28 protein-coding genes are annotated in these 25384 nt (G+C 70.7%); 26 read left to right on the forward strand and 2 right to left on the reverse strand.

Annotated elements, in window-relative coordinates; all coding sequences use genetic code 11:
• The first annotated feature begins 109 nt into the window (after nt 1–109).
• Nucleotides 110–619, forward strand: coding sequence for a DUF1707 and DUF4190 domain-containing protein (locus ABZ836_RS00530; RefSeq protein ID WP_356128602.1), 510 nt, complete (start codon nt 110–112; stop codon nt 617–619).
• 786 nt (nt 620–1405) lie between these two features.
• Here ABZ836_RS00530 and ABZ836_RS00535 read toward each other — a convergent pair.
• Nucleotides 1406–2308 carry an N-acetylmuramoyl-L-alanine amidase gene (locus ABZ836_RS00535; protein WP_356128605.1) on the reverse strand — a complete coding sequence of 301 codons (903 nt, stop codon included), beginning with the start codon at nt 2306–2308 and terminating at the stop codon, nt 1406–1408.
• 381 nt (nt 2309–2689) lie between these two features.
• On the opposite strand from ABZ836_RS00535, the gene rpsL reads away from it, so the two are divergent.
• From rpsL to ABZ836_RS00575, 8 genes are all read left to right on the forward strand, one after another.
• Nucleotides 2690–3061, forward strand: a complete 372-nt coding sequence (rpsL, locus tag ABZ836_RS00540; protein ID WP_003948652.1) for a 30S ribosomal protein S12 — start codon at nt 2690–2692, stop codon at nt 3059–3061.
• 2 nt (nt 3062–3063) lie between these two features.
• The gene (gene rpsG / locus ABZ836_RS00545; RefSeq protein ID WP_003974303.1) at nt 3064–3534 is read left to right on the forward strand and encodes a 30S ribosomal protein S7; all 471 of its coding nucleotides are present in this window, start codon (nt 3064–3066) and stop codon (nt 3532–3534) included.
• Nucleotides 3535–3573: 39 nt separating this feature from the next.
• The gene (gene fusA, locus ABZ836_RS00550; RefSeq protein WP_108954827.1) at nt 3574–5700 is read left to right on the forward strand and encodes an elongation factor G; all 2127 of its coding nucleotides are present in this window, start codon (nt 3574–3576) and stop codon (nt 5698–5700) included.
• A gap of 164 nt (nt 5701–5864) precedes the next feature.
• On the forward strand, nt 5865–7058 hold the full coding sequence (gene tuf, locus ABZ836_RS00555) for an elongation factor Tu (RefSeq protein ID WP_108954826.1): 1194 nt from the start codon (nt 5865–5867) through the stop codon (nt 7056–7058).
• A 346-nt stretch (nt 7059–7404) separates the two neighbouring features.
• A complete protein-coding gene (locus ABZ836_RS00560; RefSeq protein ID WP_361138085.1) occupies nt 7405–10554 on the forward strand; it encodes a glycosyl hydrolase 115 family protein in 3150 nt (1049 codons plus the stop codon).
• Between the two features lie 148 nt (nt 10555–10702).
• A complete protein-coding gene (locus ABZ836_RS00565; RefSeq protein ID WP_361138087.1) occupies nt 10703–11806 on the forward strand; it encodes an endo-1,4-beta-xylanase in 1104 nt (367 codons plus the stop codon).
• Between the two features lie 273 nt (nt 11807–12079).
• Nucleotides 12080–13003 (forward strand): LysR family transcriptional regulator, encoded by a 924-nt coding sequence (locus ABZ836_RS00570; RefSeq protein ID WP_356128615.1) that lies wholly within the window; start codon nt 12080–12082, stop codon nt 13001–13003.
• Between the two features lie 138 nt (nt 13004–13141).
• Nucleotides 13142–14518 carry a carbohydrate-binding protein gene (locus ABZ836_RS00575; protein ID WP_361138089.1) on the forward strand — a complete coding sequence of 459 codons (1377 nt, stop codon included), beginning with the start codon at nt 13142–13144 and terminating at the stop codon, nt 14516–14518.
• A gap of 315 nt (nt 14519–14833) precedes the next feature.
• On the opposite strand, the gene ABZ836_RS00580 is transcribed toward ABZ836_RS00575, so the two are convergent.
• The gene (locus tag ABZ836_RS00580) at nt 14834–15244 is read right to left on the reverse strand and encodes a four-helix bundle copper-binding protein (protein WP_361138091.1); all 411 of its coding nucleotides are present in this window, start codon (nt 15242–15244) and stop codon (nt 14834–14836) included.
• A gap of 177 nt (nt 15245–15421) precedes the next feature.
• On the opposite strand from ABZ836_RS00580, the gene ABZ836_RS00585 reads away from it, so the two are divergent.
• From ABZ836_RS00585 to rpsH, 17 genes are all read left to right on the forward strand, one after another.
• Nucleotides 15422–17083: a DUF2207 domain-containing protein gene (locus ABZ836_RS00585; RefSeq protein WP_361138093.1), complete on the forward strand. Its 1662-nt coding sequence runs from the start codon at nt 15422–15424 to the stop codon at nt 17081–17083.
• 645 nt (nt 17084–17728) lie between these two features.
• Entirely contained in the window at nt 17729–18037 is a 309-nt protein-coding gene (gene rpsJ / locus ABZ836_RS00590; RefSeq protein ID WP_003948644.1) for a 30S ribosomal protein S10, read from the forward strand.
• Nucleotides 18038–18054: 17 nt separating this feature from the next.
• On the forward strand, nt 18055–18699 hold the full coding sequence (gene rplC / locus ABZ836_RS00595; RefSeq protein ID WP_356128624.1) for a 50S ribosomal protein L3: 645 nt from the start codon (nt 18055–18057) through the stop codon (nt 18697–18699).
• Between the two features lie 8 nt (nt 18700–18707).
• A complete protein-coding gene (gene rplD, locus ABZ836_RS00600) occupies nt 18708–19355 on the forward strand; it encodes a 50S ribosomal protein L4 (RefSeq protein ID WP_356128627.1) in 648 nt (215 codons plus the stop codon).
• Entirely contained in the window at nt 19355–19774 is a 420-nt protein-coding gene (gene rplW / locus ABZ836_RS00605; RefSeq protein ID WP_151771774.1) for a 50S ribosomal protein L23, read from the forward strand. Before rplD ends, rplW begins: the two co-directional genes overlap by 1 nt.
• 40 nt (nt 19775–19814) lie before the next feature.
• On the forward strand, nt 19815–20651 hold the full coding sequence (gene rplB / locus ABZ836_RS00610) for a 50S ribosomal protein L2 (protein ID WP_151771773.1): 837 nt from the start codon (nt 19815–19817) through the stop codon (nt 20649–20651).
• Between the two features lie 12 nt (nt 20652–20663).
• Complete coding sequence (gene rpsS / locus ABZ836_RS00615; RefSeq protein WP_108954814.1) at nt 20664–20945, forward strand: 30S ribosomal protein S19; 282 nt, start codon at nt 20664–20666, stop codon at nt 20943–20945.
• A 43-nt stretch (nt 20946–20988) separates the two neighbouring features.
• Complete coding sequence (gene rplV / locus ABZ836_RS00620) at nt 20989–21336, forward strand: 50S ribosomal protein L22 (protein WP_108954813.1); 348 nt, start codon at nt 20989–20991, stop codon at nt 21334–21336.
• The gene (gene rpsC, locus ABZ836_RS00625) at nt 21336–22178 is read left to right on the forward strand and encodes a 30S ribosomal protein S3 (RefSeq protein WP_356128633.1); all 843 of its coding nucleotides are present in this window, start codon (nt 21336–21338) and stop codon (nt 22176–22178) included. Before rplV ends, rpsC begins: the two co-directional genes overlap by 1 nt.
• Nucleotides 22179–22181: 3 nt before the next feature.
• Nucleotides 22182–22601 (forward strand): 50S ribosomal protein L16, encoded by a 420-nt coding sequence (gene rplP / locus ABZ836_RS00630; protein ID WP_005313579.1) that lies wholly within the window; start codon nt 22182–22184, stop codon nt 22599–22601.
• Complete coding sequence (rpmC, locus tag ABZ836_RS00635) at nt 22601–22825, forward strand: 50S ribosomal protein L29 (protein WP_108954811.1); 225 nt, start codon at nt 22601–22603, stop codon at nt 22823–22825. Before rplP ends, rpmC begins: the two co-directional genes overlap by 1 nt.
• Nucleotides 22822–23130 (forward strand): 30S ribosomal protein S17, encoded by a 309-nt coding sequence (gene rpsQ, locus ABZ836_RS00640; RefSeq protein ID WP_356128638.1) that lies wholly within the window; start codon nt 22822–22824, stop codon nt 23128–23130. Before rpmC ends, rpsQ begins: the two co-directional genes overlap by 4 nt.
• A 169-nt stretch (nt 23131–23299) precedes the next feature.
• A complete protein-coding gene (gene rplN / locus ABZ836_RS00645; RefSeq protein ID WP_055718836.1) occupies nt 23300–23668 on the forward strand; it encodes a 50S ribosomal protein L14 in 369 nt (122 codons plus the stop codon).
• Between the two features lie 2 nt (nt 23669–23670).
• Nucleotides 23671–23982 (forward strand): 50S ribosomal protein L24, encoded by a 312-nt coding sequence (gene rplX, locus ABZ836_RS00650; protein ID WP_108954809.1) that lies wholly within the window; start codon nt 23671–23673, stop codon nt 23980–23982.
• The gene (gene rplE, locus ABZ836_RS00655; RefSeq protein ID WP_166024943.1) at nt 23979–24536 is read left to right on the forward strand and encodes a 50S ribosomal protein L5; all 558 of its coding nucleotides are present in this window, start codon (nt 23979–23981) and stop codon (nt 24534–24536) included. The genes rplX and rplE overlap by 4 nt, the downstream gene beginning before the upstream one ends.
• Before the next feature lie 5 nt (nt 24537–24541).
• Complete coding sequence (locus ABZ836_RS00660; protein ID WP_003956452.1) at nt 24542–24727, forward strand: type Z 30S ribosomal protein S14; 186 nt, start codon at nt 24542–24544, stop codon at nt 24725–24727.
• 247 nt (nt 24728–24974) lie between these two features.
• Nucleotides 24975–25373 (forward strand): 30S ribosomal protein S8, encoded by a 399-nt coding sequence (gene rpsH, locus ABZ836_RS00665; protein WP_180220786.1) that lies wholly within the window; start codon nt 24975–24977, stop codon nt 25371–25373.
• The last annotated feature ends 11 nt before the right edge of the window (nt 25374–25384 follow it).

A 25384-nucleotide genomic window follows, 5' to 3' on the forward strand; every position in this document is an offset into this window, starting at 1 on the left:
CGGGCCGCGGGGGTTCCCCGGGTGGGGCCGAACGGGGGAAAACGGGGGCAGAGGGAACCGGGCGGGCGAGGGAGGGCGTTTCTCCCACCGAGGGAGAGGGTGGTGGGAGATGAACGTGCAACCGTGGGGGTCCTACGGAGCCGGAGGCCCGATGCTGGCCTCGACGGCCGACCGTGAACGCGCGGTCGACGTACTCCGGGCCGGCTTCGCCGAGGGGCGGCTGGTGAAGGCCGAGTTCGAGCAGCGGGTCGCCCAGGCGTACGCCGCGCGCACCCAGGGGGAGCTGTCCGCCCTGGTCTCCGACCTGCCGCACGGCCCCGTGTCCGCCCTGCCACCGCCCCCCTCGATACCGCCGGCCCCGGTGTCCTGGCCGGTGGCGCGGTCCGCGAGCACCAACGGCAAGGCGGTCGCCGCGCTGGTGCTGGGCATCCTGTCCGTGGTCACCGGGGGCGTCACCAGCATCCCGGCGGTGGTCTTCGGGCACCTCGCGCGGGCGGAGATCCGGAACACGGGCCAGGACGGCGACGGCTGCGCGCTGGCGGGGATCGTGCTGGGCTGGTTGTGGGTGGTCGGGTGGAGCCTCTTCTGGGTGCTGACGGTGGCGGGCTCGACGCGGTAGCGGGGCGCGGGTCTCCCGGTGGGGCGGGGGCGGGGCGTGCCGTTGGCGGGGCCGGGTCCGCCGCGGGGTGGTGGCGTGCGGCGGGGCGACAGTCGCGGGGCCGGTGGCGCGCGGTCGGGATGGCCGCAGCCCGGGGGAAGGTCCTGGGGGCGGTGGGGCACCGCGGGGCACCGCGAGGGACCGTGGGGCGGTACCGGGGTGGTTCCGGGCGGCATCGGAGGACGGCCGGGGGCAGGGCCAGGGGAGCGGCGCGGGAGTTGCAGGAGCACCGGGCCCGTCGAGGCCGGGGCCGGTGGTGCGGGGCGGGATCGCAGCACGGAGGCGCTGGGCGGTGTGTCCGGGGACGGCGCCGGGGGAGTGCTGGGAGAGGCGAAGCGGCTTCGGGGCGCCGATGAGGCAGGGGCTCGGTGCCGCCGTGGAGCGCTGCCGAGGCCGGAGCGGCTCGGGGGACGGCGTCGGGGCAGGACGGTCCCGTGAGCGCCGACGGGAGCGCAGCGGGTGGTGTCCGGGGCCGTGCGGTGGTGCGGGGGCTGCGCCGGTACGGGGGTGCCGGCGGGTGCAGGGCCCGGGGCCGGGGCCACGGAGCGCTGTCGGGGATGACGGGACCCGGGGACCGGAGAGTGCGACAGAGGGTCGCAGCGGTCTCGGGGCGAGGGGGCGCAGAGGGTCGCAGCGGTCTCGGGGCGAGGGGCCGGCGCGGGGAGTGAAGCCGTGTGGCGGGGGTGGGGGGTGGCCACGGGGTGGGCGGGGCCCGGTGCGTGCTCCGTCGCGCGGGGGGTCAGGGGGTCACTGCTGGACCGTGAACCCGTGCTTGTCGCCGAGGCGGCGCAGGGTGGACATGCCGGGGATGCCGTCCGCGTCCGCGCCCGAGTAGCCGCAGCGGCGCTGCCAGGCGGCGTACGCGGTCACGGTCTGGGTGCCGAAGTGGCCGTCCGCGTAGGCCGCGGCCAGGAGCCCCTCGGCCACCAGGGCCCGCTCCACGGTCTTCACGCCGCTGTAGCTGACCGGCGTGCCCGGGGCGGCGGGGTCGTTCCTCGCGGCGGCGACCAGCCGGGAGAGGTCCACCACGGGCCGCGGCGGAGGCGTGGGGGCGGCGGCGCCGAGGCGGGAGGCGATGCGCTCGCGCATGCCGGCCATCGAGAAGCCGCGAGGGTCGATCTTGGTGTTGGTCCACTCCTTGTGCCCGATCACCGAACGGGCGCTCCACCGGTGGGCACGGCAGATCGCGGCCGCGGCCGCCTCTATCGCCTCCAGCTGGGCCGCCGGCCAGGGGTCCTTGCCGTCACCGAGGTTGACGCACTCGAAGCCGTAGAAACGCGAGTTGCCGTCGGTGTTGTTCTCGTTCGGCGCCGGCAGCGCCGCGGACTCCGCGACCACCGCGCGCAGCACGTCGTCGTCGCCCAGGCCCGCGTGGTTGGCGCGGCCGTTGCCGACCAGGTGGACGGTGCCGTCCTTGGCGATGACGCCGTGGCACAGCGGGCCGGGGAGGTCCGACCTGCCGTCGAAGCACAGCCGCACGGTGGCGTCCGTGCCGCTGGTCACCGTGTGGTGGATCATCACGCCGTGGACCGGCCCCCAGGCCCCCTTGCTGTTCCGGTTGTTGGTGCGCCAGCCGGAGTGCTCGACCACCTTCACGCCTTCGTTCCGCAGCGCTCTGACGAGCGCGTCGGCGGTGAGAGGTGAAGCCATGGTGCGTTCCCTTCGCTCGGTGTGCCTGCTCGGTTCCCTGCGCGACTTCTTCCCACTGCCGTGTGTATCAACAGACGGACGGCGAGTCATTCGTTCATTCGAATCCGCACACCTGAGGGTGCCCGGATCGGGCCGCGGGCGGCCCCGGGGCATTTGTTTTGACCAGGGAGAGTGCGGTAGGTACGCTCAGACCTTGTGCCTGGGGTGTGCCCTGGCCTCCTTGCGTGCCTTTCCACCGCAGGGGGAGTCCGCATCGGCCACCGTAATCCGCGCAGTTCTCGCCTTCGGGCGCAGGTCCGCGTGATTCGACACACCCGACCGCGTGGGTCGGCGATGTTCCAGGTTAGCTTCACCATTCGGCACACAGAAACCGGAGAAGTAGTGCCTACGATCCAGCAGCTGGTCCGGAAGGGCCGGCAGGACAAGGTCGAGAAGAACAAGACGCCCGCACTCGAGGGTTCCCCTCAGCGCCGTGGCGTCTGCACGCGTGTGTTCACGACCACCCCGAAGAAGCCGAACTCGGCCCTGCGTAAGGTCGCGCGTGTGCGTCTGACCAGCGGTATCGAGGTCACTGCTTACATTCCGGGTGAGGGACACAACCTGCAGGAGCACTCCATCGTGCTCGTGCGCGGCGGCCGTGTGAAGGACCTGCCGGGTGTTCGCTACAAGATCATCCGCGGCTCCCTCGACACCCAGGGTGTCAAGAACCGCAAGCAGGCCCGCAGCCGCTACGGCGCCAAGAAGGAGAAGTAAGAATGCCTCGTAAGGGCCCCGCCCCGAAGCGCCCGGTCATCATCGACCCGGTCTACGGTTCTCCTCTGGTGACCTCCCTGATCAACAAGGTGCTGCTGAACGGCAAGCGCTCCACCGCCGAGCGCATCGTCTACGGCGCCATGGAGGGCCTGCGCGAGAAGACCGGCAACGACCCGGTCATCACGCTGAAGCGCGCTCTCGAGAACATCAAGCCGACCCTCGAGGTCAAGTCCCGCCGCGTCGGTGGTGCGACCTACCAGGTGCCGATCGAGGTCAAGCCCGGTCGCGCCAACACGCTGGCCCTGCGCTGGCTGGTCGGTTACTCCCGCGCCCGTCGCGAGAAGACGATGACCGAGCGTCTGCTCAACGAGCTTCTCGACGCCTCGAACGGCCTCGGTGCGGCCGTCAAGAAGCGCGAGGACACGCACAAGATGGCCGAGTCCAACAAGGCCTTCGCGCACTACCGCTGGTAGTCGCAGACCCCATCGAGACCGAGAGAAGACTGAAGCCTTATGGCTACCACTTCGCTTGACCTGGCCAAGGTCCGCAACATCGGGATCATGGCCCACATCGACGCGGGCAAGACGACCACCACCGAGCGGATCCTGTTCTACACGGGCGTCAGCTACAAGATCGGTGAGGTCCACGACGGCGCCGCGACCATGGACTGGATGGAGCAGGAGCAGGAGCGTGGCATCACGATCACCTCTGCTGCCACCACCTGTCACTGGCCGCTCGAGGACGTCGACCACACCATCAACATCATCGACACCCCGGGCCACGTCGACTTCACCGTCGAGGTGGAGCGCTCCCTGCGCGTGCTCGACGGTGCCGTGACGGTGTTCGACGGCGTCGCCGGCGTGGAGCCCCAGTCCGAGACGGTGTGGCGTCAGGCCGACCGTTACGGCGTTCCGCGTATCTGCTTCGTGAACAAGCTGGACCGTACCGGCGCGGACTTCTTCCGCTGCGTTGACATGATCGTCAACCGTCTGGGCGCCCAGCCGATCGTCATGCAGCTGCCCATCGGTGCCGAGGCCGACTTCGTCGGCGTCGTCGACCTGGTCCGCATGAAGGCCCTGGTCTACTCCCCCGAGGCCACCAAGGGCGAGATGTACGACATCGTCGACATCCCGGCCGACCTGCAGGAGCAGGCCGAGGAGTACCGCGCCAAGCTGGTCGAGGACGTCGCGGAGAACGACGAAGAGCTGATGGAGATGTACCTCGAGGGCAACGAGCCCACCGAGGAGCAGCTCTACGCGGCGATCCGTCGTATCACCATCGCGTCCGGCAAGGGCGGCGGCACCACCGTCACCCCCGTGTTCTGCGGCACCGCGTTCAAGAACAAGGGCGTCCAGCCCCTGCTCGACGCCGTCGTGCGCTACCTGCCGTCGCCGGTCGACATCGAGGCGATCGAGGGCACGGACCCGAAGGACTCCGAGACCGTCGTCAAGCGCAAGCCGTCCGACGACGAGCCGCTCGCGGCCCTCGCGTTCAAGATCATGAGCGACCCCCACCTGGGCAAGCTCACCTTCGTCCGGGTGTACTCGGGCCGCCTGGAGTCCGGCTCCTCGGTGCTGAACTCCGTCAAGGGCAAGAAGGAGCGCATCGGCAAGATCTACCGCATGCACGCGAACAAGCGTGAGGAGATCGAGTCGGTGGGCGCCGGCGACATCATCGCCGTGATGGGTCTCAAGCAGACCACCACCGGTGAGACGCTGTCGGACGACAAGGCCCCGGTCATCCTGGAGTCCATGGACTTCCCGGCGCCGGTCATCCAGGTCGCCATCGAGCCCAAGTCCAAGGGCGACCAGGAGAAGCTGGGTGTCGCCATCCAGCGTCTCGCGGAGGAGGACCCCTCCTTCCAGGTCCACTCGGACGAGGAGACCGGCCAGACCATCATCGGCGGTATGGGCGAGCTGCACCTCGAGGTGCTGGTCGACCGCATGCGCCGTGAGTTCAAGGTCGAGGCCAACGTCGGCAAGCCGCAGGTCGCGTACCGCGAGACGATCCGCAAGGCCGTCGAGCGCGTGGACTACACCCACAAGAAGCAGACCGGTGGTACCGGTCAGTTCGCCAAGGTGCAGATCGCGATCGAGCCCATCGAGGGCGGCGAGGCGTCGTACGAGTTCGTGAACAAGGTCACCGGTGGCCGCATCCCGAAGGAGTACATCCCTTCGGTGGACGCCGGTGCGCAGGAGGCCATGCAGTTCGGCATCCTCGCCGGCTACGAGATGACCGGCGTGCGCGTCACCCTCATCGACGGTGGCTACCACGAGGTCGACTCCTCCGAGCTCGCCTTCAAGATCGCCGGTTCGCAGGCCTTCAAGGAGGCCGCGCGCAAGGCCAGCCCCGTGCTGCTCGAGCCGATGATGGCCGTCGAGGTCACCACGCCCGAGGACTACATGGGTGAGGTCATCGGCGACATCAACTCCCGCCGTGGCCAGATCCAGGCCATGGAGGAGCGTGCCGGCGCCCGCGTCGTCAAGGGCCTGGTTCCGCTTTCGGAGATGTTCGGCTACGTCGGCGACCTCCGCAGCAAGACGTCGGGTCGCGCGAGCTACTCGATGCAGTTCGACTCCTACGCCGAGGTTCCGCGGAACGTCGCCGAGGAGATCATCGCGAAGGCCAAGGGCGAGTAACTCCACCGAGTTCCACGCTTTAGGCTTGACTCCGTGCCTCCAGGGGCATTCCGGCGCGAACCGAGAGGAACGTGCCGGGGTGCCCCGAGGGGCCGGGCATTCCAGCAAAGATCACCTGGCGCCGATGAAGCAAGGCGTTCAGAACCACTCCCAGGAGGACCCCAGTGGCGAAGGCGAAGTTCGAGCGGACTAAGCCGCACGTCAACATCGGCACCATCGGTCACATCGACCACGGTAAGACGACCCTCACGGCCGCCATTACCAAGGTGCTGCACGACGCGTACCCGGACCTGAACGAGGCCACCGCGTTCGACAACATCGACAAGGCTCCTGAGGAGCGCCAGCGCGGTATCACCATCTCCATCGCGCACGTCGAGTACCAGACGGAGGAGCGTCACTACGCCCACGTCGACTGCCCCGGTCACGCGGACTACATCAAGAACATGATCACCGGTGCCGCCCAGATGGACGGCGCGATCCTGGTGGTCGCCGCGACCGACGGCCCGATGCCGCAGACCAAGGAGCACGTGCTCCTGGCCCGCCAGGTCGGCGTTCCGTACATCGTCGTCGCCCTGAACAAGGCCGACATGGTGGACGACGAGGAGATCCTGGAGCTCGTCGAGCTCGAGGTCCGTGAGCTCCTCACCGAGTACGAGTTCCCGGGCGACGACGTCCCGGTCGTGCAGGTCTCCGCGCTGAAGGCGCTCGAGGGCGACGAGAAGTGGGCCCAGTCGGTCCTCGACCTCATGAACGCCGTCGACACCGCCATCCCGCAGCCGGAGCGCGACGTCGACAAGCCGTTCCTCATGCCCATCGAGGACGTCTTCACGATCACCGGTCGCGGTACGGTCGTCACCGGCCGTATCGAGCGTGGTGTCCTGAAGGTCAACGAGACCGTCGACATCATCGGCATCAAGACCGAGAAGACCACCACCACGGTCACCGGTATCGAGATGTTCCGCAAGCTGCTCGACGAGGGCCAGGCCGGTGAGAACGTCGGTCTGCTCCTCCGCGGCATCAAGCGCGAGGACGTCGAGCGCGGCCAGGTCATCATCAAGCCGGGTTCGGTCACCCCGCACACCGAGTTCGAGGCCCAGGCCTACATCCTCGGCAAGGACGAGGGTGGTCGCCACACCCCGTTCTTCAACAACTACCGCCCGCAGTTCTACTTCCGTACGACGGACGTGACCGGCGTCGTGACCCTCCCCGAGGGCACCGAGATGGTCATGCCGGGTGACAACACCGAGATGAAGGTGGAGCTCATCCAGCCCGTCGCCATGGAGGAGGGCCTGAAGTTCGCCATCCGTGAGGGTGGTCGTACCGTGGGCGCCGGCCAGGTCACCAAGATCGTCAAGTAAGTACCCCTTGCTTGAAGGTCATGCCATGACCTGAGCTCTTGTGGCTCAAGGAGGGCCCGCACGACGTCATGTCGTGCGGGCCCTTCGGCGTTCCCGGCGGCACTTCCGGAGGGTGGTGCCGCAGTGGTCCTGAGTGTCTCCCGGGTTGCGGACCACGATCGAAAGTTGCGGGATTCCGCGCCTCGTTCGCCCCTCGCGGGCCCGCTGCCAGGCGTGATTCCGGGACGTTCCCGGCCGGGTCCGGGCATCGAAAGTTTTCGTTGCCGACGACCCGTTGTCGTGTTCCCGTCGCTGCTCCAACATTTGTCAGGCCGGTTACCAAAATCAGCCGAGGAATGGGTGAGCCATGCGCGGAAACGTCAGCCGCAGAAGCGTCCTGGGAACAGGGGCGGCGGGCCTGGTGGCTCTGCCCCTGGCGGGTGGCGGGGCCGGCACCGCGTACGCGGCCCAGGACGGCGCGGAGCGCGGCGCGGCCGGAGGGGGGCCGCGCCGCACCGACAAGGGCGCGTACGTGGTGTTCCGGCCCGAGCGCGGCGCCTTCCCCCTGGTGCGCGACGGGTGGGCCGCCCCGGTTCTGGTGGACCCGGACGACCACGCCGGCGTCGTCCGGGTCGCCGAGGACCTCCGCGCGGACGTCGAGCGGGTCACCGGCGTGAAGCCGGCGGCGCGGGCCGGGTCGGCGCGCGAGGTCGTCATCGTCGGCACCCTCGGCAACAGCGGGCCGGTGGACCGGCTGGTCGAGTCCGGCAGGCTGGACGTGTCCGGGATCCGCGGCAAGTGGGAGACCTCCCAGCAGACCGTCGTGGAGCGCCCGATGCCCGGGGTGGACCGCGCCCTGGTGATCGTCGGCAGCGACCAGCGGGGCACCATCTTCGGTGCCTACGACGTCAGTCACGGCATCGGCGTCTCCCCCTGGTACTGGTGGGACGACGTGAAGCCCGCGCGGCGCCAGGAGATCTACGTCAGGGCCGGCTCCTGGACCCAGGGCACGCCGAAGGTGAAGTACCGCGGTGTCTTCATCAACGACGAGAACCCGAACCTCGGCACCTGGGCCCCGCAGTTCTTCGGACCGGGCAAGGCGCCGGGCTACGAGGGCGGCTTCAACGCGAAGTTCTGGGAGAAGGTCTTCGAGGTCCTGCTCCGCCTGAAGGGCAACTACCTGTGGCCGGCCGTGTGGGGCCGGGCGTTCGCCGAGGACGACCCGGAGAACCACGCCCGCGCCACCGCCTACGGCGTCGTCATGGGCACCTCCCACGAGGCCCCGATGATGCGCGGCATCGAGGAGTGGAACCGGCACGCCAAGGCCGCCGTCCGCGACGCCGCGGGCAACATCACCACCCCCGGCCACGACCCCTACGGCGGCACCGGCGAGTGGTCCTTCCGCCGCAACCGGCCCGCCATCGAGGCGTACTGGCGCGAGGGCGTCGAGCGGATGCGGCGCGAGGGCATCGAGGGCGTGGTCACCCTCGGCATGCGCGGCAACGGCGACGTCAGCCTGCCCGACGGCGACGGCATCGAGCTGATGGAGGACATCATCGCCACCCAGCGGCGGATCATCGCCGAGGTGTTCGGCTCGGAGACCGCCGTGCCGCAGGTGTGGACCCTCTACAAGGAGGTCCAGCGCTACTGGAGCCGGGGCCTGCGCGCGCCCGAGGACGTCACGGTGGTGCTCTGCGACGACAACTGGGGCAACCTCCGGATGCACCCGGACCCGGACGAGCCGGCGCGCTCGGGCGGTTACGGCATCTACTACCACTTCGACTACGTCGGGGCCGGCCGCAACTACAAGTGGGTCGACACCACCTCGCTGCCGAACATGTGGGACCAGCTCCACCAGGCGATCGCCTACGGCAACCACGGGCTGTGGATGACCAACGTGGGCGACCTGAAGGGCAACGAGGTGCCCACCCAGTTCTTCCTGGACTACGCCTGGGAGCCCTCGCGCTGGGAGCTGGAGAACATCCCCGAGTGGGAACGCGGGTACGCGGCGCTCCACTTCGGCGAGGAGCACGCCGAGGCCGTCGCCGAGATCCTCTCCCGCTACGCCCACCTGCAGCAGCTGCGCAAGCCGGAGCTGCTGAACCGCCGGATCACCCTGGACCCGACGAAGGACATCACCAAGGACGACAGCGCGGTCGTCTACGACGACGAGCAGACCCCCTTCCACGGGGGCGAGCTGGAGCGCGTCACCCGGGCGTGGCGGGAGCTCGACCGGGACGCGGCCCGGGTGGCCCGGAAGCTGCCGGCCTCCGCCCGGGAGGCCTGGTTCGAGCTGGTCGGGTACAACGTGGCGGCCACCGCCAACGTGTACTACCTGCGCGAGGCCCAGTTCACCAACATCCTCTACGCCGGGCAGGGCCGTGCCCGCACCAACGAGCTCGCGGCCCGGGCCGAGGCGGCGCTCCGGGAGGACTTCCGGCTCCAGGACGTCTTCAACAAGGAGATCGCCGACGGCAAGTGGAAGGACTTCCAGCTCCAGCCGCACATCGGCTACGGGGACGTCGAGCGGTACGGCCCCAACGCCGGGTGGCAGCAGCCGGAGCTGGACAACGTCGCCATCCCCGACGAGATCTTCCCCGCGGTCAGGCGCATCGAGCTGCCGGACACGGCGGAGATGGGCGTGGCGGTCAGCGGCTCCGAGGAGTGGTGGCCGCAGGCCGGGGGAGAGCCGGTGCTCCCCGAGTTCAGCCCGTACCGCACAGGGGACGAGGTGTACGTCGAGATCTTCAACCGGGGGTCGCGCCCGTTCGACTACCGGGTGACCTCCTCGGCGCCCTGGCTGCGGGTGGAGCGCACCCGCGGCACCGTCGGCGAGCAGGTCCGGCTCACGGTGGGCGTCGACTGGCACCGCGCGCCCTCCGGCCGCGGCGAGGCCGAGCTGACCGTGGAGGGCGCCGGCCGCACGGTGACCGTGAAGGCGGTCGCCGCCCGGGTCTCGCCGCGGGGCGTCAAGGGCTTCGTCGAGGCCGGCGGCTACGTCGCCGTCGACGCCCACCACTACTCCCGGGCGGTCGGCGGGAAGGGCGCCGGCTGGCTGCGGATCGACCGGATCGGCCGCACCCCGGCGGGCATGTCCCCGTGGCCGGTCACCGCCCCGCCGCAGACCCCCGGCGCCGGCGCCCCGTACCTGGAGTACGAGGTCACCCTGCTCACCCCGGGCGAGGTCACCGTCTGGGCCTACGTCTCGCCGCGCAACCCCGCGCTGGCCCGCCCGGGCCTGCGGTACGCCGTCTCCTTCGACGACCGGCCGCCGACGACGGTCGACTTCATCGCGGCGACCGGGCCGGACGACGGCGGGCTCAACAAGCGGTGGGCGCGCCACACCTCCGACAACGTCAACCGGACCTCGTCGGTGCACACCGTCGCCCGGGCCGGCGTCCACCGGCTGCGGTTCTGGATGGTCGACCCGACCGTCGTGCTGCAGCGGCTGATCGTCGACACCGGCGGGCTCTCCGAGACCTACCTCGGCCCGGTGGAGAGCCACCGGGTCCGCTGAGACCAGGGGCGCCGACCTGGGGAGGTCCGGCGCCCCTTCCCCCCCCACACCCCCACACCCCCTTCCCCCCGCACCCCCGACCCCCCACGGTTCCACGGCCCACCCGGCACCCGCACCACCGACACCGAGCACCATCGAGAGGACCGCAATGAAGCACCTCCGTGCTGCCGCCGCCGTCATGGCGAGCGGGGCGCTGCTGTTCACCGGCGCCGTCGCCTCGGCGCAGGCCGCGCCGGCCGGCGCCCACCACCACCCCAAGGGCGCTCCGCTCAAGGCGCTGGCCGCCCGCGCCGACCTGCGCTTCGGCACGGCCGTCAACATGGACGCGCTCGCCGAGGACACGACCTACCGCAGGATCACGGCCCGTGAGTTCAACTCGGTCACCGCCGAGAACGTGATGAAGTGGGAGACCCTCCAGCCGGAGCGGGGCGTCTACGACTTCAGCCAGGGCGACGCCCTGGTCGCGTTCGCCCGGGCCAACGGCCAGCAGGTCCGCGGGCACACGCTGCTGTGGCACAACCAGCTCCCCGGCTGGCTGACCTCCGGCGTCGCGGACGGCTCGATCACCAAGGACGAGCTGCGCCGGATCCTGCGCGAGCACGTCACCACGGTGGCCAAGCACTACAAGGGCAAGATCTACCAGTGGGACGTCGTCAACGAGGTCTTCGAGGAGGACGGCAGCTACCGGCAGTCCCTCTGGTACCAGCAGCTCGGCCCGTCCTACATCGCCGACACCTTCCGCTGGGCCCGGCAGGCCGACCCGCACGCCAAGCTCTACGTGAACGACTACAACGTCGAGGGCGTCAACGCGAAGTCCACCGCCTACTACAACCTGGCGAAGGAACTGCGCGCCCAGGGCATCAAGGTGGACGGCTTCGGCATCCAGGGGCACCTGAGCACCCAGTACGGCTTCCCGGGCGACATCCCGGCCAACCTGGAGCGCTTCGCCGACCTGGGCATGGAGAGCTCGTTCACCGAGGTCGACGTCCGCGGCGTGATGCCTATGGACGAGGCCAAGCTGACCCGCCAGGCCGACTACTTCCGCGGCATGCTGGACGCCTGCCTCGGCCAGGAACGGTGCACCTCGTTCACCATCTGGGGCTTCGCCGACCAGTACTCGTGGGTGCCCGGGGTCTTCGCCGGGGAGGGCTCGGCCAACATCTACGACGAGTCCTACGCCCCCAAGCCGTCCTACTGGGCGGTGCGTCAGGAGCTGGCCGAGGGCCGCGACCGACCCGGCCCGGGCCGCTGAGGCCGCGACCCTCCCGCGCGGGTCGCCGAGGCCCGTATGCCTGCGGGCCCTCGGGACCCGTACCCCTGCGGGCCCTTGAGGCCCGTCCCCCCGTGCCGCCGGCTCGGCACGGGTGACCGGCTCCGGCAGGCACACTTCACCCCGCGCCGCCCGCCGGTGCACGCGCCCCCGCCGGAGCCCTCCAACCCTCCGGCGGGGGCGCTCCGCCGTGCCCGGCCGGCGCCCGGGACGGCGGCCCTTGCGCCGGTCCGGACCAAGGACCAAGCTCCGTCCATGGAGCTGGAGTTGCGTCATCTGAGGGTGATCAGGGAGATAGCCGACGCGGGCAGTCTGACCCGTGCGGCGAAGGCGCTGGGGCTGTCCCAGCCCACACTGAGCGCGCAGCTGAAGCGGATCGAGCGGACGCTCGGCGGCACGCTCTTCGAGCGCGGGCGGTTCGGGGTGCGGGCGACGCCGCTGGGGGAGCTGGTGCTGGCCCGCACCCGGGTGGTGCTGCCGGCGGTGACCGAGCTCCAGCAGGAGGCGGCGCTCTTCGCCCGCACCCGCTCCGGCCTGCGGCGTTTCCGGCTGGGCGGCACGCACGGGCCGCTGCTGGGCGGCCTGCTGGCCCGTCTGTCCGACGCGGCGTCCGGCGTGCCGGTCACCACCACCACGACCTGGTCGGAGCGGGAACTGGCCGCGCAGGTCTCCGAGGGGCGGATCGACTTCGCCCTGCTCGGGGTGTGCGGATCCGCGCACCCGCCGGCGGCCCCCCAGGTGTCCTGGCGGGAGATAGCCGTGGACGCCGTGCACGTGATGCTGCCGGCCACCCATCCGCTGGTGGGGCGCGCCGCGATCGACCTGGCGGAGCTGGCAGGGGAGGACTGGGGGGCCGTGCCGGGCGACGGCTGCTTCGCGGACTGCTTCGCCGCGGCCTGCGCCCGGGCCGGCTTCACCCCGCGGAGCCTGTACGAGACGGACACCTCGTCGATCGTGCACCTGGTGCAGGTGGGGCGGGCGCTGGGGCTGGCGCGGGCGACGTTCCCGCCCACGCCGGGCATCGTCACCCGGCCGCTCGCGGGGACGCCGCTGACCTGGCGGCACCTGCTGGGCTGGCAGGGCGCCGCGCAGCCGGACCCGGTGGTCGACCTGGTCCTCGCGCAGGCCCGCGCGGCGCACGCGGACGCCCGGGAGCGGGCGGCGGAGGGCCCGGCATAGCGGCGGCAGCCGATCCATAGCTCCGGGGGAGGGGGTCGGCCGGAGGCTGACGCGGACATGCCTGGCGGTCGTACGTTCACGGCAGCGCCAAGCTCCCCGCACGGCTCCTGCTCCACCTCCCACCTGTAGGAGACACCCATGCCTCCCTTCTCCCGGGTCACCGGCACGGCCGCCCTGCTCGCCGCCGGCACGCTGCTGCTGTCCGGCCTGGCCGGCACCGCCACGGCCAGGCCGACCGTGCCGCCCCGCGTCGACAGCCCGTCCGCCGCCGAGACCCTCCGCACCGACCGCGCCCCGGCCGGGCTGCTGAAGGCCCTCCAGCGCGACCTCGGCCTGACCGCCGGCCAGGCGGAACGGCGCCTGGTCAACGAGGCGGAGGCCGGCGCCACCCTCGGACGGCTGCGCCTCGCGCTCGGCGCCGACCACGCCGGCGGCTGGATCGGCGGCGCGGACGCCGGCGCCCTCACGGTGGCCACCACCGACCGCTCCGACGTCGCCGTCATCGAGCGGGCCGGAGCCCGGGCCGTCGTCGTGGACCGGTCGCTGGGCGAGCTGGAGGCGGACCGGGCCCGGCTCGACCGGGCCGCCGGGAAGGTCTCCGCCGCGGACGTCCCGGTCCGCTACGTCGACCTCCGGCGCAACAAGGTCGTCGTCGAGGCGGTCGACCCGGCCGCGGCCGGGCGGCTGGTCGCGGCGGCCGGCGTGGACCCGTCGCACGTCGAGGTGGTGCGGACCGCGGAACGCCCGCGCACCTACTACGACGTGCGCGGCGGCGACGCCTACTACATGGGCGGCGGCGGCCGATGTTCGGTCGGCTTCGGCGTGACCCGGTCCACCACGCAGGGCTTCGTCACCGCGGGTCACTGCGGCACGGTCGGCCGGACCACCTCCGGCTACAACCAGGTCGCCCAGGGCACCTTCCAGGGCTCCACCTTCCCGGGCCGGGACATGGCCTGGGTGGCGGTCAACTCCAACTGGACGGCGACCGCGACCGTCGTGAGCTCCAGCCAGCAGGTGGCCGGTTCCACCCAGGCGGCCGTGGGCGCGTCGATCTGCCGCTCCGGTTCCACCACCGGCTGGCGCTGCGGCACGGTGCAGCAGCACAACACCAGCGTCACCTACCCGGAGGGCACCGTCTCCGGCGTGACGCGTACCTCGGTGTGCGCCGAGCCGGGGGACTCGGGCGGCTCCTTCATCTCCGGCAGCCAGGCCCAGGGCGTCACCTCGGGCGGCAGCGGCAACTGCAGCTCCGGCGGCACGACCTACTACTACCCGGTCAACCCGATCCTCTCCTCGTACGGGCTCACGCTGAAGACGGCAGGCGGTACCACGCCGCCGCCCACCACCCCGCCGCCCACCGACCCGGGCGCCACCACCTGGACGCCGGGCGTCGTCTACCAGGCCGGCGCGACCGTCACCTACGACGGCGTGAGCTACCGGTGCCTCCAGCAGCACCAGGCGCAGGGCGGCTGGGAGCCGCCGAACGTGCCGGCCCTGTGGCAGCGGGTCGCCTGACCCCGCGGCCCCGCCGCCCGGCACCACCGCCCGTCCCCGCTCCACCGCCCGTCCCCGCACCACTGCCCACCCCGACTCCCCCGGCCCCCGGGGGAACGCCGCCGACGGGACCCTGACCCCGCCGGCACCCCGCGCCCCCGCCGGAGCCTCCATCCCTCCGGCGGGGGCGCACCGGTGTGGCGCGGGCGATCGGTGCGCTGGGGAGGCCGGTGCGCTGGGAAGGCCGGTGCGCTGGGGAGGCCGGTGCGCTGGGAAGGCCGGTGCGCTGCGGAGGCCGGTGCACGAGCGAGGCCGGTCCGCGCGGGTGGGCCGACCTCAGCCCAGGGAGGCCAGCAGCGCCTCGCAGGCGTCCTCGCAGGCACGGCAGGACTCGGCGCAGATCTGGCAGTGGTCGTGCTGGGTGTGGTGGGCGCACTCCTCGCCGCACGTGCGGCACGCGGTGGCGCAGGCGGTGAGCAGGGCGCGGGCGACGTCGGCGTGGAACCCGGTGTGCCGCGAGAGCACGGCGGCGGTGGTCGTGCAGATGCCGGAGCAGTCCAGGTCGGTGCGGACGCAGTCGGCGAGTTCGTCGACCATCTCCTCGGACAGACAGGCGTCCGCGCAGGCCGTGCAGACCTGGGCGCAGGACACGCATTCCTCGATGCAGGCGGTCAGCTTCTCCCGGTCGACGCCGCCGAGTGCCGCGGGGTAGGCGTCGAGCATCTCCTTGACCTTCAGGGCGCTCATACGGTCACTCTCCTTCCGCTCGTCACTCCGCCCGGGTGGGCGGATCGGGCGCGGGCAAACCTGACCCGCCCCGCCGCGGGTACGCTCCCGGCAGCGCGGCCGACAGCATCCGCGGCAGGCCGGGACGGGAGGGGTTCGGTGGCGGGGAAAGCGGGGGGCCGGAGCGGGCGAGGCGCCGTGCTCCTGGTGGTGGGCGTGCTGGTGGTGGGGCTGACGGGGCTCCTGGGGGCGGTGTTCGGAGCCCCGGGGGAGCGGGTGCTGCTGCACCGGGTGGTCGCCGAGCTCGCCGAGGACGACAGCGCGCGGATCACCGAGGTGATCGACTACGACTTCGCCGGCGAGGACCGCCACGGCATCCACCGGCGGATCGGCGGCACCGGCACGGGGACACCGCGGGACATGACCGCCACACTCGACGGGAGGCCCGTCCCCTTCACCACCACCGACACCGGAGCGGGCGCCGTCCGCGTCCGGGTCGGCGACCCGGACGGGACCCTGACCGGGGTGCACCGGTACCGGATCAGCTACACCCTGCCCGGCCTGGTCGTCGCCGGCCAGGGCTTCTCCTGGGACGTGAACGGGCTCGGCTGGGAGGTCCCGGCCGACCGTGTGCAGGTGCGGATCACCGCCCCGGCCCGGCTGGAGTCGGCGGTCTGCACGCACTACGGCACCGGCGGGGGCGGGTCGTGCGAGATGCGGCGGCCCACGCCCGGACGGCTGGACGCGGACGTCTCCGGGCTGGACGAGGGGGAGGGCGTCCTGCTCCGCGCCGACGTCGGCCGGGCGCTGACCGGCGGCGCGGCCGGCGCCCCGCCCGCGGAACCGGCCGGACGCCCCGCCGCGGAGGAGCGGCCCGGTCCCGCCCTGGCAGGGCTGGGCGCGACGGGAGCCGCGGCGGCCGCGGCGCTGCTCACGGCGGCGCTGGTCCGGTTCGCCACGCGGGCGCGGGTCGAGGGCGCCGACGGCGGGGTGCGGCGGCGGGACCTGCGCCGCGCGGCCGCCGCCGTGAAGCCGTCCCCCGTCCCGCCCGCGGGGCTCACCCCCGCCCAGGCCGGGATCCTGCACGCCGGACGGGTGCGGGACGAGCACCGGGCGGCCTGGCTGATGAGCGCCTCGCGGGACGGGGCGCTCACCATCACCGGCCGTAAGAGACCCGTCCTGTTCCGGGGCGCGCGCCGGGGGAGCGGGGCCGACGAACCGGTCACCGCGGAGGTCCTGGACCTGCTCTTCGCGCGCCGCGACAAGATACGCCTCGGGCAGTACCACCGGGACTTCGCCGCGGCCTGGAAGCTGCTGCGCACGCGCCTCGACGAGTGGCGGGCCTCCGGCGGCGAAGGGCTGTGGACACCGCGGGGCGACGCCTACGTCCGTGCCGCGCGGATCGTGGGCGCGGTGGCGGCCCTCGCGGGGACCGTGCTCACCGCGGTCGTGGACGCGCGGGCCGGGTGGGCGGCTGCGGCCGGGGCGGGCCTCGCGCTGCTGGTCCTCGCCGACGAGCTGCGCGTCCGTACCGCGCGAGGGGCCCGACTGTGGCTCGCCACCGAGGCGTTGCGCCGTCACCTGGCCGACCCCGGCACGCCCCGCACGGACCGCGACACCCCGTGGGCGGTGGCCCTCGGCCTGGCCGCCGCCTGGTCCGCCGGCCACCGGCGCGACGGGGACCTGGTCGCTCTCGCCGCCCACCTGCCGGACGCCGCGGCGGCGGCCGGCAGCCGCCTCGCCGCCGACACCGGGGGCTCGTCCTCCTCGTCCGGCGGTCACACCGGTGGCGGTGACGGCAGCGGGGGCGGCGGCTCGAGCGGCGGCGGCGACGGAGGCGGCGGGGGCGGCTCCTGGTAGCCCCCGAACGGTTCGCCCGCGTGTCCTGACCGGTCGCCGCGTCACCGCGTCACCGCGTCGCCGGGTCGCGGCGGAGGGCCCGCATGATCCGCGCCACATTCCGCACCTCCGTGCGCGACGGCGGCCCCGCGCACCCGCGGCCCCGGTCCGGCGGGAGCGGCGCGCAGGCGTCGCGCGACCTCGCGGCACGGCCGCCGCACCCCCGCCGACCTGCGGGTTCGCCCTCGCGTGCGCGACACGTCGCCCTCGGGTTTGACGTGCTTGTCGTGCGGGGTACGCTCTTCCGCCCGATTGGCCAGGCTCATGCCCCGTATGGCACACTAGCCAAGTTGCTCGGTCGAGTGTTGATGTCGCACGTCTCCCGCCGGGAGGACCGGAAGCGAGTCCCACAGTACTCGTCAGCCCCGCGTGGGCTGGAAGTACGGGAATCTTCCGGGAAGTGCCGGCGCGACTCCGGCCAGGCACCCGGTGGGCCTTCCGCTCCCGGCTCCGCGGCGGTGAGCCGCACTCCCCTGGTAGGGATTCCCGGTTCGGGACTTCGTATCGACGGGAGCGCGACACGCCCGACCGCGTGGGTCGGCGAAGAGGGTCCAGCAAACCCACCGGGTTCCAGAGCGTTACTAGAGACAGGACTACTGAGTAGCCATGGCGGGACAGAAGATCCGCATCCGGCTCAAGGCCTACGACCACGAGGTCATCGACTCTTCGGCGAAGAAGATCGTCGAGACGGTGACCCGCACTGGTGCGTCGGTCGCGGGCCCGGTGCCGCTGCCCACTGAGAAGAACGTGTACTGCGTCATCAAGTCGCCGCACAAGTACAAGGACTCGCGCGAGCACTTCGAGATGCGCACGCACAAGCGCCTGATCGACATTCTCGACCCGACGCCCAAGACCGTTGACTCCCTGATGCGACTCGACCTCCCGGCCGGTGTCGACATCGAGATCAAGCTCTGAAGGCCGGTGATCTGAGAATGGCTAAGCAGATCAAGGGCATCCTGGGCGAGAAGCTCGGCATGACGCAGGTCTGGGACGCGAACAACCGCGTCGTCCCGGTCACCGTCGTCAAGGCCGCCCCGAACGTCGTGACCCAGGTCCGTACGAACGACGTCGACGGCTACGAGTCGGTCCAGATCGCCTTCGGCGAGATCGACCCGCGCAAGGTGAACAAGCCCCTCAAGGGCCACTTCTCCAAGGCCGACGTCACCCCCCGCCGCCACCTCGTCGAGATCCGTACCTCGGACGCTTCCGAGTACACCCTCGGCCAGGAGATCACCGCCGAGGTGTTCGAGGCCGGCGTCAAGGTGGACGTGACCGGCAAGAGCAAGGGCAAGGGCTTCGCCGGTGTCATGAAGCGTCACAACTTCAAGGGCCTCGGCGCCGGTCACGGCACCCAGCGCAAGCACCGCTCTCCCGGCTCCATCGGTGGCTGCGCCACCCCGGGCCGTGTGTTCAAGGGCCTCCGCATGGCGGGTCGCATGGGCAACGAGCGGGTCACCACCCAGAACCTGACCGTCCACGCCGTTGACGCGGAGAAGGGTCTGCTGCTCATCAAGGGCGCGGTTCCCGGTCCGAACGGCGGCCTCGTCCTGGTCCGCACCGCGGCCAAGGGGGCCTGAGGTAACCGATGAGCACTGTTGACATCCTTTCGCCGGCGGGCGACAAGGCCGGTACCGTCGAGCTCCCCGCGGAGATCTTCGACGCCAAGGTCAGCGTTCCGCTGATCCACCAGGTCGTCGTCGCGCAGCTGGCCGCTGCCCGTCAGGGCACGCACAAGACCAAGACCCGCGGCGAGGTCCGTGGCGGTGGCCGCAAGCCGTACCGCCAGAAGGGCACCGGTCGCGCCCGCCAGGGTTCGACCCGCGCGCCGCAGTTCGCCGGTGGTGGCGTCGTGCACGGTCCCGTGCCGCGTGACTACTCGCAGCGGACCCCCAAGAAGATGAAGGCCGCCGCCCTGCGTGGCGCCCTCACCGACCGGGCCCGCCACAACCGCATCCACGTCGTCTCCGGCGTGGTCGAGGGTGCCGCCTCCACGAAGGCCGCGAAGTCGCTGTTCGGCAAGATCTCGGAGCGCAAGAACCTGCTCCTGGTCGTCGACCGCGCCGACGAGGCCGCGTGGCTGTCCGCCCGCAACCTGCCCCAGGTCCACATCCTGGAGCCGGGCCAGCTGAACACGTACGACGTTCTCGTCTCGGACGACGTGGTCTTCACCCAGGCCGCTTTCGAGTCCTTCGTGTCCGGCGGCCAGACCGTCACCGAAGGGAGCGAGGCCTGATGGCTACGCGTCACCCGAGCATCGCCTCCAAGGCTGCGAAGGCCGCCAAGGCCGCGCGCGTCGCCAAGGCGCGCCGCCACGCCGCCGAGGGCAAGAACACCGTCGTCACCCCGGCCAGCAAGGCGTACACGGACCCCCGTGACGTGCTGCTGAAGCCGGTCGTGTCGGAGAAGAGCTACGCGCTCATCGACGAGAACAAGTACACGTTCATCGTCGCGCCGGGCTCCAACAAGACCCAGATCAAGGAGGCCGTGCAGTCGGTCTTCTCGGTCAAGGTCACCGGGGTCAACACGATCAACCGCCAGGGCAAGCGCAAGCGCACCCGCACCGGGTTCGGCAAGCGCCCCGACACCAAGCGCGCGATCGTGACCCTCGCCGAGGGCGACCGTATCGACATCTTCGGCGGTCCGACCGCCTGACGGCGGTCCGGATCGTCCGATATCGGACGAGGACTGAGAAATGGGTATCCGCAAGTACAAGCCGACGACTCCGGGCCGTCGTGGCTCCAGCGTCGCCGACTTCGTCGAGGTCACGCGGTCCACGCCGGAGAAGTCGCTGGTCCGCCCCCTGCACAGCAAGGGCGGCCGTAACAACGCCGGTCGTGTGACCGTTCGCCACCAGGGTGGCGGACACAAGCGCGCCTACCGCGTGATCGACTTCCGTCGTCACGACAAGGACGGCGTGCCGGCGAAGGTCGCGCACATCGAGTACGACCCCAACCGCACCGCGCGCATCGCGCTGCTGCACTACGCGGACGGCGAGAAGCGCTACATCATCGCGCCGCGCAACCTGCAGCAGGGCGACCGTGTCGAGGCCGGTCCCGGGGCCGACATCAAGCCGGGCAACAACCTGGCGCTCCGCAACATCCCGGTCGGTACCACGATCCACGCGATCGAGCTCCGTCCCGGTGGCGGCGCCAAGTTCGCCCGCTCCGCAGGCGCCTCCGTGCAGCTGCTCGCGAAGGAGGGCTCGATGGCCCACCTCCGCATGCCTTCCGGTGAGATCCGCCTGGTCGACGTGCGCTGCCGCGCCACCGTCGGCGAGGTCGGCAACGCCGAGCAGAGCAACATCAACTGGGGCAAGGCCGGCCGCAAGCGGTGGCTGGGCGTCCGCCCGACCGTCCGTGGTGTCGTCATGAACCCGGTCGACCACCCGCACGGTGGTGGTGAAGGCCGTACCTCCGGTGGCCGTCACCCCGTCTCCCCGTGGGGCAAGAAGGAAGGTCGTACTCGTTCGCCCAAGAAGGCGTCGAACAAGTACATCGTCCGCCGCCGCAAGACGAACAAGAAGCGCTAGGAGCGGGTTTAGATGCCGCGTAGTCTCAAGAAGGGGCCCTTCGTCGACGACCACCTCATGAAGAAGGTGGATGTCCAGAACGAAGCCGGCACCAAGAACGTCATCAAGACCTGGTCCCGTCGCTCGATGATCGTCCCGGCCATGCTCGGCCACACGATCGCGGTGCACAACGGCAAGACCCACATCCCGGTGTTTGTCACCGAGTCCATGGTCGGCCACAAGCTCGGCGAGTTCTCGCCGACGCGCACCTTCCGGGGTCACGTCAAGGACGACCGGAAGTCGAAGCGCCGCTAAAGCGGGGCTGTGAAAGACCATGACAGACACTGAAGGGACAACCATGGAAGCCAGGGCCCAGGCGCGGTACATCCGCGTCACGCCCATGAAGGCCCGCCGCGTGGTGGACCTTATCCGTGGCATGGATGCCACGGAGGCTCAGGCGGTCCTGCGTTTCGCCCCGCAGGCCGCGAGCGTGCCGGTCGGCAAGGTGCTGGACAGCGCCATCGCCAACGCCGCGCACAACTACGACCACACCGATTCGTCGAGCCTGTACGTCTCCGAGGCGTACGTCGACGAGGGCCCGACCCTGAAGCGGTTCCGTCCGCGCGCCCAGGGCCGCGCCTACCGGATCCGCAAGCGGACCAGCCACATCACCGTGGTCGTCAGCAGCAAGGAAGGAACCCGGTAATGGGCCAGAAGGTTAACCCGCATGGGTTCCGGCTCGGTGTCACGACCGACTTCAAGTCGCGTTGGTACGCCGACAAGCTGTACAAGGACTACGTCAAGGAAGACGTCGCCATCCGTCGGATGATGACGTCCGGCATGGAGCGCGCCGGCATCTCCAAGGTCGAGATCGAGCGCACCCGTGACCGCGTGCGGGTGGACATCCACACCGCCCGTCCGGGCATCGTGATCGGCCGCCGCGGCGCCGAGGCCGACCGCATCCGCGGTGACCTCGAGAAGCTCACCGGCAAGCAGGTCCAGCTGAACATCCTCGAGGTCAAGAACCCCGAGACCGACGCTCAGCTCGTGGCCCAGGCCGTCGCCGAGCAGCTGTCCTCCCGCGTCTCCTTCCGCCGTGCCATGCGTAAGAGCATGCAGTCGGCGATGAAGGCGGGCGCCAAGGGCATCAAGATCCAGTGCGGTGGCCGTCTCGGCGGCGCCGAGATGTCGCGCTCGGAGTTCTACCGCGAGGGCCGCGTGCCCCTGCACACGCTCCGCGCCAACGTCGACTACGGCTTCTTCGAGGCCAAGACGACCTTCGGCCGCATCGGCGTGAAGGTCTGGATCTACAAGGGCGACGTCAAGAACATCGCCGAGGTCCGCGCCGAGAACGCCGCCGCCCGCGCCGGCAACCGTCCGGCCCGTGGTGGCGGCAACGACCGCCCGGCCGGCCGTGGTGGCCGCGGTGGCGAGCGTGGCGGTCGTGGCCGCAAGCCCCAGCAGTCGGCTGCCGCCGCCGAGGCCCGCACGGCCGAGGCCCCCGCGGGCGCCGCTGCCGAGCCGAGCTCTGCCGGAAAGGAGAGCTGACCCATGCTGATCCCGCGTAGGGTCAAGCACCGCAAGCAGCACCACCCCAAGCGCCGCGGTATGGCCAAGGGCGGTACGACGGTTGCGTTCGGCGAGTACGGCATTCAGGCCATGACGCCGGCGTACGTCACCAACCGCCAGATCGAGGCCGCTCGTATCGCGATGACCCGCCACATCAAGCGTGGCGGCAAGGTCTGGATCAACATCTACCCGGACCGCCCCCTCACCAAGAAGCCCGCCGAGACCCGCATGGGTTCCGGTAAGGGTTCTCCGGAGTGGTGGGTCGCGAACGTGCACCCGGGTCGGGTCATGTTCGAGCTGTCTTACCCCAACGAGAAGATCGCCCGTGAGGCGCTGACCCGTGCGGCCCACAAGCTGCCGATGAAGTGCCGGATCGTCAAGCGCGAGGCAGGTGAAGCGTGATGTCGGCCGGTACCAAGGCGTCCGAGCTGCGCGAGCTGGGCAACGAGGAGCTTCTCGCGAAGCTCCGCGAGGCCAAGGAAGAGCTGTTCAACCTCCGCTTCCAGGCGGCGACGGGCCAGCTCGAGAACCACGGCCGTCTGAAGGCGGTCCGCAAGGACATCGCCCGGGTCTACACCCTCATGCGTGAGCGTGAGCTCGGCATCGAGTCGGTGGAGAACGCATGAGCGAGAACAACGTGACTGAGCAGACTGCAAACACCGGCGGCTCCGCCGCAGGCGAGCGCAACGCACGCAAGACCCGTGAGGGTCTGGTCGTCAGCGACAAGATGGACAAGACCGTCGTCGTCGCCGTCGAGGACCACGTGAAGCACGCGCTGTACGGCAAGGTCATCCGCCGTACGAACAAGCTCAAGGCGCATGACGAGCAGAACGCTGCCGGCATCGGCGACCGCGTCCTCCTGATGGAGACCCGGAAGCTGTCCGCCACCAAGCACTGGCGCGTCATCGAGATCCTCGAGAAGGCGAAGTAAGAAGCCGGGGCCCTGCCCCAGCTGACCGGCCGGGGGGCTTCCCCGCCCCCCGGTCCGGTTCCCGCCTCAGAGGCCACAAGTAATTCCCGCGGGGGCTTCCCGCGGGTGAGTTCCGCCAGGCTCTCCGGCTCTGCTCCGGAGGGAACCGGCAGACGATCAGGAGATAGACGTGATCCAGCAGGAGTCGCGACTGCGTGTCGCCGACAACACTGGTGCGAAGGAAATCCTTTGCATCCGTGTGCTCGGTGGCTCCGGTCGCCGCTACGCGGGCATCGGTGACGTCATCGTCGCCACCGTCAAGGACGCGATCCCCGGTGGCAACGTGAAGAAGGGCGACGTCGTCAAGGCCGTCGTCGTTCGCACCGTCAAGGAGCGCCGCCGTCCGGACGGCTCGTACATCCGCTTCGACGAGAACGCCGCCGTCATTCTGAAGAACGACGGCGACCCTCGTGGCACCCGTATCTTCGGCCCCGTGGGCCGTGAGCTGCGCGAGAAGAAGTTCATGAAGATCATCTCCCTCGCGCCGGAGGTGCTGTGAGCATGAAGATCAAGAAGGGCGACCTGGTCCAGGTCATCACCGGCAAGGACAAGGGCAAGCAGGGCAAGGTCGTCGCGGCCTTCCCCCGCGAGAACCGCGTCCTGGTCGAGGGTGTCAACCGGGTCAAGAAGCACACGAAGGCCGGCCCGAACCAGGCCGGCGGCATCGTGACCGTCGAGGCTCCGGTCCACGTGAGCAACGTTCAGCTCGTCGTGGAGAAGGACGGCCAGAAGGTCGTGACCCGCGTCGGTTACCGCTTCGACGAGAACGGCAACAAGATCCGCGTTGCCAAGCGGACGGGTGAGGACATCTGATGGCTACCACCACTCCGCGTCTGAAGACGAAGTACCGCGAGGAGATCGCGGGCAAGCTGCGTGACGAGTTCAAGTACGAGAACGTCATGCAGGTTCCCGGCCTCGTCAAGATCGTGGTCAACATGGGTGTGGGCGACGCCGCCCGCGACTCCAAGCTGATCGAGGGCGCCATCCGCGACCTCACCACGATCACCGGTCAGAAGCCGGCCGTCACCAAGGCCCGCAAGTCCATCGCGCAGTTCAAGCTGCGTGAGGGTCAGCCGATCGGTGCCCACGTCACGCTCCGTGGCGACCGCATGTGGGAGTTCCTGGACCGCACCCTGTCGCTCGCGCTCCCGCGCATCCGCGACTTCCGCGGCCTGTCCCCCAAGCAGTTCGACGGCCGTGGCAACTACACCTTCGGTCTCACGGAGCAGGTCATGTTCCACGAGATCGACCAGGACAAGATCGACCGCACCCGAGGCATGGACATCACCGTGGTGACCACGGCTGCCAACGACGCTGAGGGCCGTGCGCTCCTCCGTCACCTCGGCTTCCCGTTCAAGGAGGCGTGAGCGAGATGGCGAAGAAGGCTCTCATCGCGAAGGCTGCTCGCAAGCCCAAGTTCGGTGTGCGCGCGTACACCCGCTGCCAGCGCTGCGGCCGTCCGCACTCCGTGTACCGCAAGTTCGGCCTCTGCCGCGTGTGCCTCCGTGAGATGGCTCACCGTGGCGAGCTGCCGGGCGTGACCAAGAGCTCCTGGTAAATCCCCATTTGGGGATCCCGGGCTCTCGGTAAGCAGGCCGGTCCGGCAGGCGACCCGCCACACATGGCTTAGGCTGGTGTGGCTGGGCGCTTGCCGTGCCCGGCCGTCCGCGGGCTGTGCCAGTTGGCGGCCCGCTCAATGACGCTTACTACGCCGTAGGTCCACCGCGCCGCACCCGTCCCGTCTCGGATCGGGGAGAGGGATGGCGCATCAGGAAACCCCGGCGAGAGAGGCCTAAGGCCAATTCATGACCATGACTGATCCGATCGCAGACATGCTCACGCGTCTGCGTAACGCGAACTCGGCATACCACGACACGGTGTCGATGCCGCACTCCAAGATCAAGTCGCACATCGCGGAGATCCTCCAGCAGGAGGGCTTCATCACCGGCTGGAAGACCGAGGACGCCGAGGTCGGCAAGAACCTCGTCCTCGAGCTGAAGTTCGGCCCGAACCGCGAGCGCTCCATCGCGGGGATCAAGCGGATCTCCAAGCCCGGTCTCCGGGTGTACGCGAAGTCCACCAACCTGCCCAAGGTCCTCGGCGGCCTCGGCGTGGCGATCATCTCCACGTCGCACGGTCTCCTGACCGACAAGCAGGCCGGCAAGAAGGGCGTGGGTGGGGAAGTCCTCGCCTACGTCTGGTAACGGAAGGGAAC

It is taken from the genome of Streptomyces sp. NPDC047130, assembly GCF_040643475.1.
Taxonomy (GTDB): domain Bacteria; phylum Actinomycetota; class Actinomycetes; order Streptomycetales; family Streptomycetaceae; genus Streptomyces.